General features: G+C 75.0%; 15 protein-coding genes and 1 pseudogene. 10 read left to right on the forward strand and 6 right to left on the reverse strand.

The window, feature by feature from the left end:
• The first annotated feature begins 425 nt into the window (after positions 1-425).
• Positions 426-1,466, forward strand: coding sequence for a polyprenyl synthetase family protein (locus G443_RS00450; RefSeq protein ID WP_026418682.1), 1,041 nt, complete (start codon positions 426-428; stop codon positions 1,464-1,466).
• A 609-nt stretch (positions 1,467-2,075) separates the two neighbouring features.
• Here G443_RS00450 and G443_RS00455 read toward each other — a convergent pair.
• The 4 genes from G443_RS00455 to G443_RS00470 form a co-directional block, all read right to left on the reverse strand.
• A complete protein-coding gene (locus G443_RS00455; protein ID WP_026418683.1) occupies positions 2,076-2,405 on the reverse strand; it encodes an FKBP-type peptidyl-prolyl cis-trans isomerase in 330 nt (109 codons plus the stop codon).
• 132 nt (positions 2,406-2,537) lie between these two features.
• Positions 2,538-3,578 carry an MBL fold metallo-hydrolase gene (locus G443_RS00460; protein WP_081715402.1) on the reverse strand — a complete coding sequence of 347 codons (1,041 nt, stop codon included), beginning with the start codon at positions 3,576-3,578 and terminating at the stop codon, positions 2,538-2,540.
• 422 nt (positions 3,579-4,000) lie between these two features.
• Positions 4,001-5,200 carry a cytochrome P450 family protein gene (locus G443_RS25265; protein WP_026418684.1) on the reverse strand — a complete coding sequence of 400 codons (1,200 nt, stop codon included), beginning with the start codon at positions 5,198-5,200 and terminating at the stop codon, positions 4,001-4,003.
• An 85-nt stretch (positions 5,201-5,285) separates the two neighbouring features.
• A complete protein-coding gene (locus tag G443_RS00470) occupies positions 5,286-6,326 on the reverse strand; it encodes a LacI family DNA-binding transcriptional regulator (protein ID WP_026418685.1) in 1,041 nt (346 codons plus the stop codon).
• Between the two features lie 454 nt (positions 6,327-6,780).
• Between G443_RS00470 and G443_RS00475 the strand changes: the two genes are divergently transcribed.
• On the forward strand, positions 6,781-7,086 hold the full coding sequence (locus G443_RS00475; RefSeq protein WP_026418686.1) for an HPr family phosphocarrier protein: 306 nt from the start codon (positions 6,781-6,783) through the stop codon (positions 7,084-7,086).
• Between the two features lie 132 nt (positions 7,087-7,218).
• Here the strand turns inward: G443_RS00475 and G443_RS00480 are convergent, their stop codons facing one another.
• Positions 7,219-7,686: an STAS domain-containing protein gene (locus G443_RS00480; protein ID WP_051313913.1), complete on the reverse strand. Its 468-nt coding sequence runs from the start codon at positions 7,684-7,686 to the stop codon at positions 7,219-7,221.
• A 284-nt stretch (positions 7,687-7,970) separates the two neighbouring features.
• Positions 7,971-8,894 (reverse strand): glycosyltransferase family 9 protein, encoded by a 924-nt coding sequence (locus tag G443_RS24785; RefSeq protein ID WP_308208815.1) that lies wholly within the window; start codon positions 8,892-8,894, stop codon positions 7,971-7,973.
• A gap of 355 nt (positions 8,895-9,249) precedes the next feature.
• Here G443_RS24785 and G443_RS00495 point away from each other — a divergent pair, with 355 nt between their 5' ends.
• The 8 genes and pseudogenes from G443_RS00495 (at position 9,250) to G443_RS00530 (ending at position 17,699) form a co-directional block, all read left to right on the forward strand.
• On the forward strand, positions 9,250-9,942 hold the full coding sequence (locus G443_RS00495) for a D-glycero-alpha-D-manno-heptose-1,7-bisphosphate 7-phosphatase (protein ID WP_026418687.1): 693 nt from the start codon (positions 9,250-9,252) through the stop codon (positions 9,940-9,942).
• An 89-nt stretch (positions 9,943-10,031) separates the two neighbouring features.
• On the forward strand, positions 10,032-11,087 hold the full coding sequence (locus G443_RS00500) for a glycosyltransferase (protein WP_245588790.1): 1,056 nt from the start codon (positions 10,032-10,034) through the stop codon (positions 11,085-11,087).
• A 39-nt stretch (positions 11,088-11,126) separates the two neighbouring features.
• A complete protein-coding gene (locus tag G443_RS00505; protein WP_026418688.1) occupies positions 11,127-12,356 on the forward strand; it encodes a glycosyltransferase in 1,230 nt (409 codons plus the stop codon).
• Between the two features lie 125 nt (positions 12,357-12,481).
• Positions 12,482-13,003, forward strand: a pseudogene (locus G443_RS00510) (D-sedoheptulose-7-phosphate isomerase); the annotation flags it as partial.
• 347 nt (positions 13,004-13,350) lie between these two features.
• Complete coding sequence (locus tag G443_RS00515; protein WP_051313916.1) at positions 13,351-14,754, forward strand: PfkB family carbohydrate kinase; 1,404 nt, start codon at positions 13,351-13,353, stop codon at positions 14,752-14,754.
• Between the two features lie 146 nt (positions 14,755-14,900).
• Complete coding sequence (locus G443_RS00520; protein ID WP_103056509.1) at positions 14,901-15,656, forward strand: SDR family oxidoreductase; 756 nt, start codon at positions 14,901-14,903, stop codon at positions 15,654-15,656.
• Between the two features lie 137 nt (positions 15,657-15,793).
• A complete protein-coding gene (locus G443_RS00525) occupies positions 15,794-16,864 on the forward strand; it encodes a glycosyltransferase family 9 protein (RefSeq protein WP_245588777.1) in 1,071 nt (356 codons plus the stop codon).
• Positions 16,857-17,699 (forward strand): SDR family oxidoreductase, encoded by an 843-nt coding sequence (locus tag G443_RS00530; protein ID WP_051313917.1) that lies wholly within the window; start codon positions 16,857-16,859, stop codon positions 17,697-17,699. Before G443_RS00525 ends, G443_RS00530 begins: the two co-directional genes overlap by 8 nt.
• Positions 17,700-17,788 lie beyond the last annotated feature (89 nt).

Genomic DNA, 17,788 nt, shown 5'->3' on the forward strand with positions numbered 1-17,788 from the left:
GACGCGGTCCGCCCCGCCCGGTGGGTGGCCCGAGTCCCCCGGACCCCGGTCACGCCCGGCCCGCTGGTGCCACGGGGACCCACCCCGAGCAGGGGACCTGCTCCGGTCGGGCACCCGGCCCGTTCGGACTACCCGCCACCACCTTGGCGGGCGCCGTCCGGCCCACTGTGGTTTCTTCTGACTGTGGGAGGCTCCTGGTCCGGTCGGCCGGCGGCTCCTCCCGAGGGCCGGGACCGACGAGGACGGACGCTGTCGTCGAGGGCGACGACCCCACCGTTTCCGCACCGTCGGGTCACCCCGCCCACCGGGTTCCCGGCCCCACCGGCGGTCACGGTCAGCGAGAATCGACCCGGGCGGGCGCCGGGTGCCGGCGGCACCGACGGGGCGAAGCAGACGGCAGCGAGGCTGAAGGCAGGTGTCGGAGGATGGCCGTGCGGGACGTGGTGGCCGGAGAACGTTCGCGTCGTGACGTGATGGCCTGGGGCAGGGAGGCCGTCGAACCCGAACTGAGAGCAGCGGTCGACACCCTCCCCGAGACCCTCAGACGGGTGGCGGGATTCCACTTCGGCTGGTCCGACGCGCAGGGCCGTCCCACCCGGGCCGGCGCGGGCAAGTCGGTGCGCTCCGCGCTCACCCTGCTGTGCTCGGAGGCGGTCGGTGGCACGGCTGCCCACGCGACCACGGCGGCCACCTCGGTGGAACTCGTCCACAACTTCTCGCTGCTGCACGACGACGTCATGGATGGCGACACGGTGCGGCGACACCGCCCGGCCGCCTGGCGACTGTTCGGCGTCAACCTCGCGATCCTCACCGGCGACGCGCTCCTCACCCTGGCACTGGACCTCCTCACCGTCAGCGACCGACCCGAGGCGCGTCAGGGCGGTCGCCTGCTCGGCGCCGCCGTCCGCGAACTCGTGCACGGGCAGAGCCTGGACCTCGACTTCGAACACCGCCGGACCGTCGAGCTCGACCAGTGCGTGCGCATGTCCGAGGGCAAGACCGCCGCGCTCCTCGGTGCCGCCAGCGGACTCGGAGCGCTCTTCGGCGGTGGTGACCACGACCAGGTGGACCGGCTGCGCCTGTTCGGGGAACGGGTCGGCCTCGCGTTCCAGTTCGCCGACGACCTGCTCGGCATCTGGGGAGATCCGGAGGTCACTGGCAAGCCCGTGCACTCCGACCTGCGGAGCCGGAAGAAGTCGTTGCCGGTCGCCGCGGCACTCACCTCCGCCACCCCGCCCGGCGACGAACTGGCCGCGCTGTACGAGCGGCAGGGGGAACTCGCCGACGCCGAGGTGACCAGGGCCGCCGAGCTGGTCGAACTCGCCGGAGGGCGCGAGCACTGCCGGGAACGGATCGACGCCCTCCTCGCGGAAGGGCTGGGCCACCTCGACGACGCCGCCGTCGACGCCTCGGCAGCGCGGGACCTGGCCGGACTCGCCCAGCTGCTCGCCCGTCGCGACCACTGATCCGCCCCCGGCCGCCGGCGGGGACGGAGGTCCCCGGCCCGCCGTCGCGGGCCGAGTGACGGGAAGGCGGCCGCGACGAGGTCGTCACCCCGTTCCCGAACACGGGACGCCGGCACGTGCCCGCCAGCGAGCGGACGCTGGGGCCGGCGTCTCAGAACCAGGAACCCCGTCTCCGCAACCCCTCCGCCACGCGGCACGTCCCGAGGCGCCGTAACCCACCTGTTCGAGCACATGCGGCCGGTGCTCGACGACCCGCGGCGGGGCTGCGGTACAGGGCCCTTCTCGCGGCGGTGGCCGAGCGGCGGGTGGCCCTGGACGATCGCGCCAGGTCGATGCTGGACAGTGCCAGCCAGCCGCACCACCAGCTGGCGGAGGTACGCGGCGGGCTCTGACCTCGACGTGTGGGCGGTAAGGCTGGTTCGTGCTTCGTGCTTCGTGCTTCGTGCTTCGTGCTTCGTGCTTCGTGCAGCTGGCAGGCGGCGGGGCGTGATTCGCGCACGACCGGCGGACGCGCACGATCGGACGTGCTGGGGCCCGAGCTGGGAAATCGTGCGCTCCCCAGGCCGGGAAGGGGCGCCGGTGCGGTTCCACCAGCGCCCCCGCTCGGCGTCAGCTGACGGCCAACAGCTCCACCTCGAACAGAAGGGTCGCGTTCTGCGGGATGATCGGGGGCACTCCGCGCGCCCCGTACCCGAGGTGCGGCGGGATCTCCAGCTTGCGGACCCCACCCACCTTCATGCCCGCCACACCCTGCTCCCAGCCGCTGATGACCTGGCCGGCGCCCAACCCGAAGGTGAAGCCCTCGCCCCGGTCACGGGAGGAGTCGAACTTCGACCCGTTGGTCAGGGTGCCGACGTAGTGCACCGTGACGGAGTCACCGGCCTTCGCCTCCGCCCCGTCGCCGATCTTGACGTCCTCGATGCCCAGTTCCGCGCTCATCATCGTCCTCTCACCGTGGTTCCGGGAGCGCACCCTATCGAGGACGCCTACCCGCCCTCCGCGCGATGGGGCTGACCTGGTGGGGGAGAGGTGGCCCAGGAGCGTCCCTCGGGCCGGCGATCGACGCGTCTGTCAGGGGCGTCCGTCCCGCGGTCGGACGGCGACCGTGCCGGAGGGACCACTGCCGCCCGTCGAGCCGTCAGCGGCTGTTCCCGTGGCGCGCCGGAAACGGGACGCGTCGTAGCGGGCCATCGCGTCGAACATCGCGATCTTCCCGGTCAGCGGCCGGTCCGGGTCGAACTCGTGGTAGAGCCGGTCCACGGTCACCACGACGCGTTCCGGTAGCAGCCAGTGGGCGAACTCGCCGAGGTCGATGTCGGCGGCGGCCTCCTCCGGTGGCATCCCGTGGTCGAAGCGCTCCCGGGTCTCGCGGCGCACGTGCTCCAGGTAGGACCGGACGGCCACTACTCCCGCCGCGTCGGTGAGCGGGCCGTGACCCGGCACGATGTGCTTCGGCTGGAGCCCGAGCACCCGGTCCAGGGCGGCGATCCAGTTGTCGATCGGGCCGTCCCACATGATCGGGGTGACTCCCACGAAGAGGATGTCCCCGGTGAAGACCGTGTCCGAGGCCGGCACGTGGACCAGGAGGTCCCCCGAGGTGTGGGCGGGGCCCACTTCCAGGAGGTCGACGGTGGTGCCGCCCAGGTCGAGGCTGAGCCGGCCGGTGAAGGTGTCCGTCGGGAGCCTGACGCCGGTGTCGGCGAACGCGAAGGCGCCGAACGCGCGTCGGACGTAGTCCCTGGTGGGGCGCGGCAGTTCGGCCTGGACCAGGTTCGCCAGCACGTCGGGGGTGAGGCCCCGCATCTCGGTCGCCGCCGCCGAGGTGGCCACGATGTCGACGGAGGAGGGCAACACGTGGTTGCCGTACCAGTGGTCACCATCGCCGTGGGTGTTGACGGCGAGGCGGAGGGGAGCTTCCTCGGTCAGGGGCCGCAGGGCGTCCAGCATGGCGTGGGTGAGCCGGGCGTCGAAGGAGGTGTCGACGAGCAGCGACGCCTCCGCGCCCCTGACCAGGCCGGAGTTCGCCCACCCCCAGCCGCCGTCGGGTGGGAGGTAGGCGTGCACCTGGTCGGTCAGCGCGCGCACCTTCGCCGGGTTCCCGGGGCCCTCCACGCCCAGCCGCTCCTCTCGTCGTCCGCCCGGGGCGCGGCTGGCCCGGGCGCGGGCCAGCCGCCGGGAGCGGCGGTCGGTCCGGGCTGGCCCGGGGCGATCTCGTCACGTCCCGCGAGATCACGTTACCGTGCGTCACTTCGCGTCCCCGGCTCGCGCCGTCCTACGCCACATCGCTGCCGGTGCCTGACCGATGGCCGTCGGACGGCACGCGGTACCGGGCCGGCGACGACCTGCCGCCCGCCCGGAAGCGTGACCGACCTGGGGGCACGGTCCCCTGCCCCGGCGCGCGGCATCGCCGCCGTGACCGACCGGGCGTCCCGCGCCCGCGCGGACCAGCCGGGACGACCTCGGCCCCTCGGCCGAGGCGCGGCCGCCGGTACCGGCGTCGCGCGGGGGCACGGCGCGCCGGCCGTACCGGTGGCTCAGAACAGCACGGGGAACGCGGCCAGTCCCCGACTGCGGTGGGAGGGACGCCACACCAGCTCCTCCTCGGCAACGGCCAACCGCAGGTCCGGGAACCGCTGGAACAGCGTAATGAAGGCGATCTCCATCTCCAGCCTGGCCAGTGCCGCCCCCACGCAGAAGTGCGGCCCCCGCCCGAACGTGAGGTGCCGGCCGGCATCATCCCGGTGAATGTCGAACTCGTCGGGGTCGGAGAAGACGGCCGGGTCGCGGTTGGCCGCGCTGACGCCGAGCAGCACGGTCTGCCCGGCCGGCACCGCCACGCCGGCGACGTCCAGGTCCCGCAGGGGGAACCGCCGGATCGCGAACTGCGCGGGTGGCTCGTAGCGGAGGACCTCCTCGACGGCGGCGGGAACCAGGCCGGGATCGGCGCGCAGCGCGACGAGCTGTTCCGGGTGGTCGAGCAGCGCGTGCACCCCGTTGCCGATGGCGTGCACCGTGTTCTCGAACCCCGCGAAGAACATCGCGAAGGCCAGCGAGGTCAGTTCGTCCTCGGTCAGCCTGTCCTCGCCGTCCCGCGCGGTCACCAACGCGGACAGCAGGTCGTCGCCGGGGGCGCGCCGGCGTTCGGCGACCGCGTCGGCGAGGAACCGCACCATCGCGGCGACGGACCTCCCCGCGGCGGCCGGGTCGTCGGGGTCGGGGACGAAGAGGCTCTCCATCCACCCGCGCATCGCCGCCGTGTCCGCTCCCCGGACTCCCAACAGCTCGCAGATCACCAGCACGGGGAGGGGCGCGGTGAAGGCGGTGACCAGGTCCACCGGCCCCTGAGCCGGGAAGCGGTCGAGGAGCCCCTCGGCGATCCTGGTCACCAGGGGACGCATGGCCGCCACCCGACGCGGGGTGAACTCGCCGGCCACCAGCGCCCTGATCCGGGTGTGGTCCGGCGGGTCCATGTTCAACAGGTTGCGGTCCAGCGCGGGTGGCAGGCGGAAACCGGTGTACCCGTCTCGGGAGTTGGCCTTGTCGAGGGAGAGCGCCGGGTCGGCGAGTCCGGATCGGACCAGCTCGTGCTCCAGCACCAGCCAAGCGTGCGTTCCGTCGGGAAGCTCGGTGTGCCGTACCGGGCACCGTTCCCGGAGGTCGCGGAACACGGGGTGCGGGTCACGCGGGCAGGCGGCGTCGAAGGGGCCGCCGCGGTGGGGGGACTCGGTGCTCACTCGGGCCTCCGTGGTGCGGGACGGGAACGCTGGCGACGTTACCGCCCGTGTTCGGTCCTGCCCGGCCCCGGTCGGCGGCGGCCGTTCACCGGCGGGAGGCGGTGCGGCGTCGGCGTGGACCTCGGCTGGACTCCCGGACCACGAGTTCGGGTGTGAAGACCACGTGGTGGTGTTCGTGGTCCCGGGACGTGTCCGCCTCGGCGAGGACGAGTTGGGCCGCGGTCCTCCCGATGAGGTGGCGGGGCTGTCGCACCGAGGTGAGCGGGACGGCGGCCGCGGCGGCGAAGTCGATGTCGTCGTAACCCACGATCGCCACCTCCTCCGGGACCCGAGCGCCGCCTCGTACCAGGGCCTGGAGAGCGCCCAACGCGAGCAGGTCGTTCGCGCAGAAGACCGCGGTGGGGCGGACCGGCCTGGCCAGCAGCTGTTCGCCGGCGCGCAGTCCGGAGGCGACGTCGAGGGTGGGCATGACGATGGTCTCCAGCAGCTCGGGGTCCCGCCCGGCCCGCAGCACGGCGTCCACCGCTCCCCGGTGGCGCTCCGCCGCCTGGTGGACGTGGGCGGGACCGTTGACCATCACCACCCGCTCGTGGCCCTCCGCCAGCAGGTGGGTGACGGCGAGCTCACCGCCGGTCCTGTCGTCCACCGCCACCGAGCAGGTGTCCTCCAACCGCGCCGGGTGGTCCAACAGCACCACGGACACCCCGCGCCGGCGCAGCCCGTCCACCGCCTCCAGCGAGTTCGTCGCCGGCGTGATCAGCACGCCGTGCACGCGTTGTTCCGCCAGGAGTTCCACGTGCCTGGCCTCCCGGGTGGCCGAACCGGCGCTGTTGCACAGGATCACGGCGTGACCGGCCTCGCTCGCGGCCTCCTCGACACCCCGGGCGACGTCGGTGAAGAACGGGTTGGAGACGTCCAGGACGACAAGACCGATCGCCCTGGGCCGGCCGGACCGGAGCTGCCGTGCCGACTCGTTGCGGACGAACCCCAGTTCCTCGATGGCGGCGAGAACCCGTTCGCGGGTCGCGGTGGCGACCACCTCGGGGCGGTTGAGCACGTTGGACACGGTCGCCAGGGACACCTTCGCGCGCGCGGCGACGTCGCGGATGCTGACGCGAGCGCTCACCGTTGCCTCCAAGACGGGCCTCGACGGGGGGGTCGGTTCCCGACCTCCCCTGCTGCTGAGCTGGGAGACCATAACCCACGGGTGGGCTGGCGAGCGGAGGTCGCCGGTCCGTTCCCCCGACCGGTGGTTCCCGGATCCCGACACGCACGGCGGGATCCCCGTGGGTGCCGCCCCGTTCGTCGCCGCGCGCGGGGTCGCGCGAGCCGGGGCGGTGCGAGCCGGGGGCGGCGCTGGCACCGCCGAGCCGCGCCGAGTGGTGGCGGGACGACGGCGCTCCGCTGTGGGGGGATCGCGGGAACCAGCGGGGGTCGGGGCGAGTCCACCGCCCGGTCGGCCCGCTCGGAGGACGTGGATCTCGACGCGACCGGGTCGCCCTCGGTAGCCTCGCAGGCGCGCACCGTGGCGCCACTCGTCCCGGGCGTGTTCCTCATGCTGTCGGGAGAGGGAGAGCCCCGTGTACGCACGTCGAGTCGTCGTCGCGGCGAGTGTCGGACTGCACGCGCGCCCAGCGGCGTTGGTGGCGAGGAGAGCGGCCGAGCAGGGCGCGGCGGTGTCGATCGCGAAGGTGGTCGACGGCACGCCGGGCGACGCGGTGAGCGCGGCGAGCATGCTCGGGTTGATGACGCTGGCCGCCGGGCACGGGGACGAGGTGGAGCTCAGTGCCGACGGCGACGGGGCACGGGAAGCGGTGGACGCGCTCGCGGCGGTGATCGAACTCGACCCGGACGCCGAGGAGGCCGCCGTTCAACAGCCCTCCTGACCCCGGACGAGGTGGCGGTTCGCGCCGGGCCGACCGCCCGTCGGGTGCGCGGTCCCGGAACACGGGGTCGGGTGCTCCCGACCGGAGCGGGGCCGCCGTCACCCGGCCCAGGCGCACGGAGGAAGGGCTGGTTCAGCGCGTCGGGTGGCGGGGTTCGGCGATCGCGGCGGCGACGCTGTCGTAGACGGGCAGCACGTCGCCGACGTCGGCGGCGCGCAGGACGCGGGGCACGGTGCTCCGGTTCGAGACCACCCGCAGTTCGATGTGCTGGTGCTCGGCCGTGTCCTGCGCCGTCATCAGCGCGCTGACGCCCCGCGCTCCGAAGAACGTCACACCGGACAGGTCGAGGACGACGACGGGGTGACCGCCCCCCAGGTGCGGCAGTATCCCCTGGCGCAGCGCGGGCGCGCTGACCATGTCCACCTCGCCGTGGAAGTGGAGGACGATCGGATGCCCGTCGCCGGGCCTGGCGGTTCGGGCGTCGTGTTCGACGGTGAGCGAGAGCTGCTCCTCGCCGGGGCCGGGGGTGCGTGGCCGTGGCCGTCCAGGGCCGCGCGGGCGGCAGTTCGTCACTGGGGCACGGCCGGAGACGTTGGTCATGGAAACCTCCCGTCCTCGCCGTTCACTCGTTCTGCTGGAACGGGGCCCGCGGGGACTCGTCATGTCCTGCCGGTGAACGGCTCGACGTTGACTGGCTTTCGCGCCGACGAGACGCGCTGGCAACTGCGGGGAGCATCGTGTGCGTCCCTTGTGACTCCACCGTACGGGCAGTGTCACGCCAACGCACTCACCTCCACGGGGACATCCATCGCGACAAGTGACTACTTGCTGCGCGAAATGGGGGGCGCGGGTAATCACAACAGGTGATATCCGCTGCCGTTTTCTCAGTCGATCAGTTGCTCTGCGAGAGCATGCAGGACGGCGGGCACCGTCACCCCGAGCAGCGCGGGATCCGGCACGGCGCGGAACGGGTCGCCGCGCCGCGGCCCGTCAGCGGACAGGGCCCGGTGGGGGCCGTTCGCCGGCGGTCCCCACCGGCTGGCGGGGACCGGGCCGAACAGCACCGTCGAGGGCACCCCGAACGCGTAGCTCAGGTGCGCGGTCCCGGTGTCCCCGCAGAGCACGTGCCGAGCGTGGGCCACCAGGCGCATCAGGTCGTCGAGGCCGGTCCGGCCGGCGAGGTCGCGCTCCGGAGGGAGCCCAGCCAGCGCCGCCACCCGCGCGGTGAGGGGCCGCTCGGCCTCCGTCCCGGTCAGTACGACCCGTTCCCCCCGGTCGCGCAGCCACCGGGCGACGGCGGCGAACCTCTCCGCCGGCCACCGTTTGCTCGGGTAGGCGGCCCCTGGGTGGACGACCACCGTGCCCGGCGCCGGCCCCGGGTGTTCCGGGTCCGACAAGTGGAGATCCGTCCCGTCCGCCGCGATGCCGTGCTCCCGGAGCAGACGGCACCACCGCTCCCGCTCCGGCATGTCCTCCACCCACTCCGGCCCCGGCCATCCGGGGCCCCGGTGCCCGATCCGTCGCGCCGGCGACAGCGCGGCCAGGAGCTCGGAACTCCTCGGGCCGGCCCCGTGCAGGTTCACGGCGGTGTCCGGGGCGCACGGGGGCAGCGGGCCGTCCAGGTCGCGGACGGGCAGCAGGTCGATCCCGCCGATGCGGTCCACCAGGGGGCGCAGCTCGGGCGGCGCGGCGAGCACGACCCGGTGGTCGGGAAAGGCGGTCCGCAGCGCCCGCAGCGCCGGGACGGCCACCAGCGCGTCACCGAGCTTCAGCGCCCGCAGGGCCAGCACCCAGGGTTTCTCGGACACCATCATCCTCCTCGGACCGAACCTCGGGGCCGCAGGGTCGTCGCCCGCAGCCGCGTGACCTGGCCCGCCACGGCTGGTCGCCTCAGCCACCCGCCGCCGGCGGGTCTCCAGGGTCCCCCCACCGGTCACCGGGCGCCGCCCGGTCGGCGCGCCGGCGGCGGTGGCGGGTCGCCGCCCGGCGGCCGGCTGGCCGACACCGCCCGCAGTCCCCTCGGACGGGCTACCCGACGGGCGGGGACGTCCCCGCGCAGGTCAGCAGGGTCATCGCCCACGTCGCCGCTCCGCGGTGCGGCTACGGCGAGTAGTAGGAGGAGAAGCAGCGTTTACCGATCACCCCCCCGGTAAGCCGGTTCTCGTGAACTCCTCGAGCACCACGCCACGTCCGCGTCCGACCGCACCGGCCGCGGTGTTGTTCGACCGGGACGGCACCCTCGTCGAGGACGTCCCCTACAACGGGGACCCGGCGGCCGTCCGGTTGCGGCCCGGCGCCGAGCACGTGGTCCGGGCCCTCCGCGATCGGGGGATACCCGTGGGGCTGGTGACAAACCAGTCGGGGATCGGCCGTGGGGTGCTGAGCTGGCGGCAGGTCCGCGCGGTCAACGCGCGCGTCTCGGCACTGGTGGGCGGGCTCGACACCGTGCAGGTGTGCCCGCACCGACCGGACGAACGCTGCGACTGCCGCAAACCGCGCCCCGGGCTGGTGCTGGCGGCGGCGGAACGGTTGGGCGTTCCGGCATCGGAGACGTGGCTCGTCGGTGACATCGAGTCCGACGTGCTCGCGGTGCGCGCGGTCGGCGGAACCGGGGTGCTGGTGCCCAACGGGAGGACCAGGGCGGTGGAGGTCCGGCGGGCGCCGTGCGTCGCGGACGACCTGCGCCACGCGCTGCGGATGCTCCTGGACGGAGCCCCCCGGCGCCGTGCGGTCGGGGTGCCGGCGCCCTCCCACGTCCCGCGCCTCCCGTCCCACTCCGCGCGGGAGCCCGCGCGGCTCCGGAGGACGCCGCCGGCGGTGGACGACCGGATCCGGCCGACGGGAGGTACCTCGTGAGCGCCACCGCGCCCCCCACCTCGACCGCGCGCCCACCGGAGGTCGCCTCCCCCCGCGCGCCGGTGGTGGGCGAGGCGGCGGCCCGTCCGCTGCGGGTGCTCGTCTGGCACGTGCACGGCTCGTGGACCACCGCTTTCGTCCAGGGGCGTCACCACGTCCTGCTGCCCCGGACACCCGACCCGGGCCCGTGGGGTCTGGGCCGGGCCGACCGGGACTGGCCCGAGCGCGCCGTGGAGGTCCCGGTCCAGGACCTCCACGGCCAGGACGTCGACGTCGTCGTCCTGCAACGGCCCGAGGAACTCGAACTCGCCGCCCGGTGGCTCGGCAGGGAACCCGGGCGGGACGTGCCGGCCGTCTACGTGGAGCACAACACGCCCCGCCACCACGTCCCCGACACCCGGCACCCGCTGGCCGACCGCACCGACATCCCGATCGCCCACGTCACGCACTTCAACCGGCTCCTCTGGGACAGCGGGCGCGCCCCCACCCTCGTCGTCGAGCACGGCGTCCCCGACCCGGGGCACCGGTACAGCGGTGAACTGGACGCGGCCGCCGTCGTCGTGAACGAACCGGTGCGACGAGGCCGGGTCACCGGAACGGACCTGCTTGCGGACTTCGCCCGGACGATCCCGCTGCACGTGTTCGGCCTCGGTACGACCACCCTCCCGGACCACCTGGGTGTGGCACCGGACCGGTTGCGGGCCCTGGGCGACGTCCGGGAGCCGAGGCTCCACGAGGAGATGGCCCGCCGCCGCCTCTACCTGCACCCGCCCCGCTGGACCTCGCTGGGCCTGGCGTTGATCGAGGCCATGATGCTGGGCCTGCCCGTGGTGGGCTTCGCCTGCACGGAGGCCGTCGAGGTGGTCCCCCCGACAGCAGGGGTCCTGTCCACCCGGCCCGACGTCCTGGCGGATGCCGTACGAGGTCTGCGCGCCGACCCGGAACTCGCCCGCGCCCTCGGTGCCGGCGCCCGGCGGACGGCGCTGGCCCGGTTCGGGGTGGACGCGTTCACCCGGGACTGGGACCGGGTGCTGGGGGCGGCGGTGGCCGAGGGCCCGCGACGACCACGGCGGAGCGGTCCGCGCACCTGCGCCGGCTCCACCACGGACAGCGGGACGACGGTCCACGCCCCACCGGCCGGGTGAGGGTGCCACGAGGGAGGACCTGGGAGGAGGGAGTCTCGGATGCGGATCTCGATGGTCTCGGAACACGCCAGCCCACTGGCCGTGCCGGGCGAGGAGGACTGCGGGGGGCAGAACGTGCACGTCGCGGAGCTGTCCTCGGCACTGGTCCGGCAGGGGCACGAGGTGCGGGTCTACACGCGGCGGGACTCACCCGACCAGCCCTGCCGTGTCACCACCGACCACGGGGTGGAGGTGGTGCACCTCCCCGCTGGTCCCCCCGAGCCGCTGCCGAGGGACGACCTGCTCCCGCACATGGGTGAGTTCGCCGACCACCTGCTCGCCGAGCTGACCCTGACCAGGCCCGACGTCGTCCACGCCCATTTCTGGACCTCAGGGCTCGCCAGCCTGCTGGCCTGCCGGGGACTGGGCATCCCGGTGGCCCAGACCTTCCACGCGCTCGGCCACGTCAAGCGGCGCCACCAGGGCAGCCGGGACACCAGCCCACCGCAGCGCCTGCGGCTGGAGCGGATGATCGCGCGGGACAGCGCGCTGGTGGTGGCCAGCTGCTCCGACGAGGTGCACGAACTCGGAGCGCTCGGCATCCGCCGCACCAAGGTCGCGATCGTGCCCTGCGGAGTCGACACCACCGGTTTCCACCCCGACGGGCGGGTGGCCGACCGGAGCGAGCTGCACCGGGTCGTCACCGTGGGCAGGCTCATCCCCCGCAAGGGCTTCGACCTGCTCATCGCGGCGTTGCGGGCGGTGCCGAACACCGAGCTCCTGATCGCCGGCGGGCCCGACGAGGACCAGCTGGCGCACGACGAGGAAGCGAACAGGTTGCGGTCGTGCGCCGTCCGGGGCGGGGTCGCCGACCGGGTCCACCTGCTCGGACGCGTCCCCCGCGAGGACATGCCCGCGCTGCTCCGGTCGGCCGACATCGTCGCCTGCACGCCCTGGTACGAGCCCTTCGGCATCGTCCCGCTGGAGGCGATGGCCTGCGGTGTCCCTGTGGTGGCCTCGGCCGTCGGAGGACTGCTGGACACCATCGTCGACGGGGTCACCGGGAAGCTCGTGCCCCCCAAGAACCCGCGCGCTCTCGCCACCGCGCTCCGGGGCCTGCTCAACCAGCCCGCCCGGCGGCACGCGCTGGGCCTCGCCGGTTTCGACCGCGCGTTCTCCCGCTACTCCTGGGACCGCGTCGCCTACGACACCGTGCTGGCCTACCAGCGACTGGCGCCCCCGCCGCCCCCGGCGTCCCTGATCACCCCGGCCGTGGAAGGAGCGACATGAGACACCGCATCGCCCCCCACGACGTACCCGAGCGTCGCCTCCCGGTACCCGCGCCGGGCACCGACCCCGCCGAGGACGCCTGGCGCCACACGGGGCACCACCACCTCGACCAGCTCTCCGAGACCCTGTGCGCGCTGCGGGCCGAGCTCCCCACCCTGGTCCGCTGGGGCCAGCGGCTCGCCGAGCTGCTCCCCGCCGGGCACCGGTTGCTCGCCGCGGGGAACGGCGGCAGCGCCGCCGAGGCCCAGCACCTCACGGCCGAGCTCGTGGGGCGCTTCGACGGCGACCGCCGGGCCTACTCGGCCCTCGCGCTGCACGCCGAGACCTCCAGCGTCACCGCCATCGGCAACGACTACGGCTACGGGGACGTCTTCGCCCGCCAGGTGGAGGCGCACGCCCGCCGCGGGGACGTCCTGCTGCTGCTCTCCACCAGCGGGCGCAGCGAGAACCTGTTGCGGGCCACCGGAACCGCGCGTCGACTGGGCGTCCTGACCTGGGCGGTCACCGGGGCGCTCCCCAACCCGCTGGCCGGCCTCGCCGACGAGACCCTCTCCCTGCCCGGCACCTGTTCCAGCGTGCAGGAGGCCCACCTGGTGGCCGTCCACCTGCTGTGCGTGATGTTCGAGCGGGCACTACCGGCCACCGCGACCGCACCGCGCGCCGACGCGGGGAACCCCCGTGCGTCGAGGCCGCCAAGCCCCCCACCCACCCCGGCCGGGCCGTCCCAGGAGACCGCGTCACGGCACGGGTCGCCGGCGCCGGACGAGCGGGTCCACGCCGGGACGGCGGACACGTCCGCCCCGGCCCGGGACCCGCGACCACGGCGCCCCACCGACGGCCACCTCACCGGGGCACGGCGGAGAGGGGGCGCGGGTGACCAGGCGGAGGCCGGTGCCCGGCCGTTCCCGCCCGGGACCGACCACGGTGCCCGCGAGACCGGCGGGGGAGGGCAGCCGAGGGCCCGGCGCCCACGGCAGGGGGAAGGACACCGCCCGTGACCGGCCCGGGGATCGTGGTCGTCGGCGACGCACTGCTCGACGTTGACGTGAGCGGGCCGGTGGGGCGGATCTGCCCGGACGGACCCGCGCCGGTGCTCGACGTGCGAGCCGAGCAGGAGCGTCCGGGCGGGGCGGCCCTGGCGGCGCTGTTGGCGGCCCGGAGTGGGGCCACCGTCGTGCTCGCCACCTCCCTCACCGACGACGAGGCCGGCCGGCGTCTCCGGGCGCTCCTGCGGGACCACCTGCGGCTGGTCACCTGCCCTGGCCCCTCGACCGTGGTCAAGACGAGGTTCCGCTCGGCGGGGCACCCGATGCTGCGGGCGGACCGGGGAGGTGAGGGACCCCCGCCCCGCGCCACCTCGGACCTGCTCGACGCGGTCTCCTCCGCCGACGCGGTCCTCGTCTCCGACTACGGGCGGGGCGTGGCCGGCGATCCCCGCCTCCGGGAGGTGCTCACCGCCCGGGCCCGGCGCGTGCCCGTCGTGTGGGACCCCCACCCGAGGGGCGCGGACCCGGTGGAGGGCCTGCGCCTGATCACCCCGAACGCCACCGAGGCCGGGGTGCCGGAGGCGGACGCCACCGGCGTCGAACGCCGAGCCCGCCTGCTGCGCGACCGGTGGCGGGCCGACGCCGTGGTGATCACCGCTGGCGAGCGGGGGGCGATCCTCGACCACGGCGCGAACAGCCCGCTCACCGTGCCCGCACCTCGGCTCGCGGTGCCCGACCCGTGCGGCGCCGGAGACGCCTTCGCCGCCGAGGCCACCGCCGCGTTGGCGGGTGGGGCCGCCGTCGACGACGCCGTGACCACCGCGGTCGGTCGTGCCGCCGCGTTCCTCGAGGCCGGCGGCGCCACCGCGGTCGGTCGGCTCCGGGCCCCCGGACCGCCCGGCGGGGACGTGCGGGAACGGATCGCCTCGGTCCGGGCGGCCGGCGGGACGGTGGTGGTCGCCAGCGGATGTTTCGACCTGCTCCACACCGGGCACCTGCGCACCCTCACGGCGGCCAGGGCCCTCGGCGACCTCCTCGTCGTGTGCCTGAACTCCGACGAGTCGGTCCGGCGGCTCAAGGGCCCGGGACGGCCCGTCAACACCGAACACGACCGCGCCGAGATGGTCGCCTCCCTGTCCTGCGTGGACTGCGTCGAGGTGTTCGCGGAGGACACCCCGGAACGCCTGTTGCTCGAACTCCGGCCGGACGTCGTGGTCAAGGGCGCCGACTACGACCTCACACGCCTGCCGGAGGCGGACCTGGTGCGCCGGTGGGGCGGACGGATCGCGCTGGTCCCCTACCACCCCGGGCGTTCCACCACCGGGCTGGCCGCGCAGCTGGGAGCCGCCCACCGGGAGGCGAGCCCCCTCCCGGACCGCCGCCACCGACCGAGGACCCCCGAGCCCGGTTGAGCGACCACCGGTGTCCCGACGACCCGGGGGCCGGCTCGCCCGACCTCTCCCGGGCAGCGGACCACCGAGTCCGCCACGCCCCCGTGGCGGCCGACGACAACGCGTTCGCGCCCGGCGCGCGAACCCGGTCACGAAGGAGCCCCGCGATGACCACCTCGACCGTGCCAGCCAGCGAACCCGACCACGTGGCACCCCGGCTGACCTCCCCGGGACGGGTGCTGGTCACCGGCGGCAGCTCCGGGCTCGGGGCCGCCGTGGCGCGGGCCGTCGCCCACGCCGGCGGACACGCGTTGGTCCTCGACCGCGTCACGCCCCCGGAGCCCGACCGACCCGGCGGGAGGCGGGACTTCGTCCACGCGGACCTGGCCGACACCGAAGCCGCCCAACGAGCCGTCGTGGAACTCGCCCGGCGAGCCGGAGGTCTGGACAGCGTCGTCTGCGCGGCCGGCGTCGACCGGTGCGGTGCGCTGGAGGACGTCCCCACCGACGAGTGGGAACGGGTCGTGCGCGTCAACCTGTTCGGCACCGCCGCGGTCTGCCGGGCTGCCGTGCCCGCGTTGCGCCGTGCCCGGGGGCGGATCGTCACGGTGGCCTCCACCCTCGGCCTGCGCGCGGTGTCCGACGCCACCGCCTACTGCGCGTCGAAGTTCGGAGTGGTCGGGTTCACCCGGGCGCTCGCCGCCGAACTCGCCGGCGCGGTCGGGGTCACCCTCGTCGTGCCCGGCGGGATGCGCACCCGCTTCTTCGACGACAGGGAGGAGCGGTACCGGCCCGCCGACGACAGCCGGCTGAACCCCCCGGAGCACGTGGCGGACGCGGTGTTGTTCGCGCTGCGGCAGCCCGCCGGCTGTGAGATCAGGGAACTGATGGTCTCGCACTCCGAGGAGGGCTCGTGGCCGTGACCGGAGCGTCGCCGGACCACGGTCGGCCGCCGGACCGGGGCGGCCACCGGGGTGGCCGGCACGGCCCAGAGCGGTCGGCGCGCGGCGCCAGGGGACCTCGGACGGCCCCTCCCCGCGAACGGGGCCCCAGGGTGCTGGTGGTCAGGCTGGACAGTGACGGCGACGTGCTCCTCGCCGGCCCCGCCGTGCGGGCCGTCGCCGCCGGCGCGAGCCACCTGACGCTGCTGTGCGGGCCGGCGGGCGAACGGGCGGCCCGCCAGCTCCCCGGGGTCGACGACGTGCTCCGCTGGCGGTGCCCGTGGATCGACGCCGACCCGCCCCCGGTGCGCGGCCCCGACGTCGACGGCCTGGTGTCCCGGCTCGCCGGCCTCCACCTCGACTCGGCCGTGGTCCTCACCTCCTTCCACCAGTCCGCGCTGCCGCTGGCGCTCCTCCTGCGGCTGGCGGGAGTTCCCCGCATCGCCGCGGCGTCCACCGACTACGCCGGCACGCTGCTCGACGTCCGGTTGCGCCCCGGCGAGGACTTCCCGGAGGACCTCCCGGAACCGGAACGCGCCCTGCTGGTCGCCGACGCCGCCGGGTTCCCGCTCCCCGGAGGCGACGACGGGCGCCTCGCGGTGCTCCCCCCACCGCCGGTGCGCACGCTGGTCGACTCCGATCCCTACGTCGTCATGCACCCGGGAGCGTCCGCCCCGGCCCGCCGGTGGCCGAGCTGGCACTGGCGGGAGGCGGCCCGCCGGCTCGCCCTGCGGGGCCACCGGGTGGTGGTGACCGGCGGCCCCGGCGAGATCCGGCTGACGCGGGAGGTCGCCGGCGACCACGCCACCGACCTGGGCGGACGGACGTCGTTCCCGCAGCTGTCCGGGCTGGTCCTCGGCGCCTCCGCCGTGGTGGTCGGCAACACCGGGCCGGCGCACCTGGCCGCCGCGCACGGCACCCCCGTGGTCTCGCTGTTCGCCCCCGTCGTGCCGGCCCGCCGGTGGGCGCCCTACCGGGTGCCCACGGTCCTGCTCGGCGACCAACGCGCCCCCTGCGCCGGGAGCCGGGCACGCCACTGCCCGGTGCCGGGGCACCCGTGCCTGTCGGACGTCGCCCCCGAGGACGTGGTCCGCGCGGTCCAACGGCTGGTCGGACGGCCGACCCACCAGGTTTCCCCACGAGCCGGTGTTGCGCGGCCGGACCCGCGGGTACCCGGGGGGCATGACTGATCCGGGATCCGACACAGCAACCCGAGACTCCGACCAGTGGCCCGACCTGCCGAGGACCGCGATCGTCACGGGTGGCGACTCCGGTATCGGCCGCTCGATCGCGGTCAGCCTCGCCGGTGGCGGCCTCGACGTGGGCATCACCTACCACTCGGACGCCGAACGCGCCCGGCACGCGGTCAAGGAGATCGAGGGCAGGGGGAGCCGTGCGCTGGCCAGGCAGACCGACCTGTCCGAGCTACCCGACGCCGCCTCGGTGGTCGACGAGCTCGCCGACGAACTGGGCGGAGTGGACATCCTGGTCAACAACGCCGGCGTGGGTTCGGACGCGCTCGGGGTCGACACGAGCTACGAGAAGTGGCGGCAGGTCACCTCGGTCAACCTCGACGCCGTGTTCCTGTGCTCGCAGCGGGCCGCCCGCAGGATGATCGACGCCGGCCACGGCGGGCGGATCATCAACATCACCAGCATCCACGAACACCTGCCCCGCACCGGCTTCGCGCCCTACGCGGCGGCGAAGGGCGGGGCGGGGCAGCTCACCCGGGTCCTGGCGCTGGAACTGGCCAGGCACGGGATCACGGTCAACGCGGTGGCTCCCGGCGAGATCAGCACCGGCATGAACGACCAGGAGGGGGTGGACCCGGCCGAGCAGCCCAGGCCCGGCGTCCCCCTCGGCCGGCCGGGCGCGGCCGACGAGGTCGCGGCGGCGGTGGCGTTCCTCGCCACCCCCGCCGCCTCCTACATCACCGGGGTCTCCCTGCTCGTGGACGGCGGGCTCGCGCTCATGGGGCCGGAGGCGGGCCTGCGGCTGCCCAGCGACGAGTGGCGGGACGGCTGACCCGCGCACCCGGGAACGACCTCGGCCCTCCCGGCGACCGGTGGCGTCCCCGACCGCGCGGCAGGGAACCGCGCGGGCCAGGCGAGACA

Source organism: Actinoalloteichus caeruleus DSM 43889, assembly GCF_000429185.2.
In the GTDB taxonomy this organism is placed as follows: domain Bacteria; phylum Actinomycetota; class Actinomycetes; order Mycobacteriales; family Pseudonocardiaceae; genus Actinoalloteichus_B; species Actinoalloteichus_B caeruleus.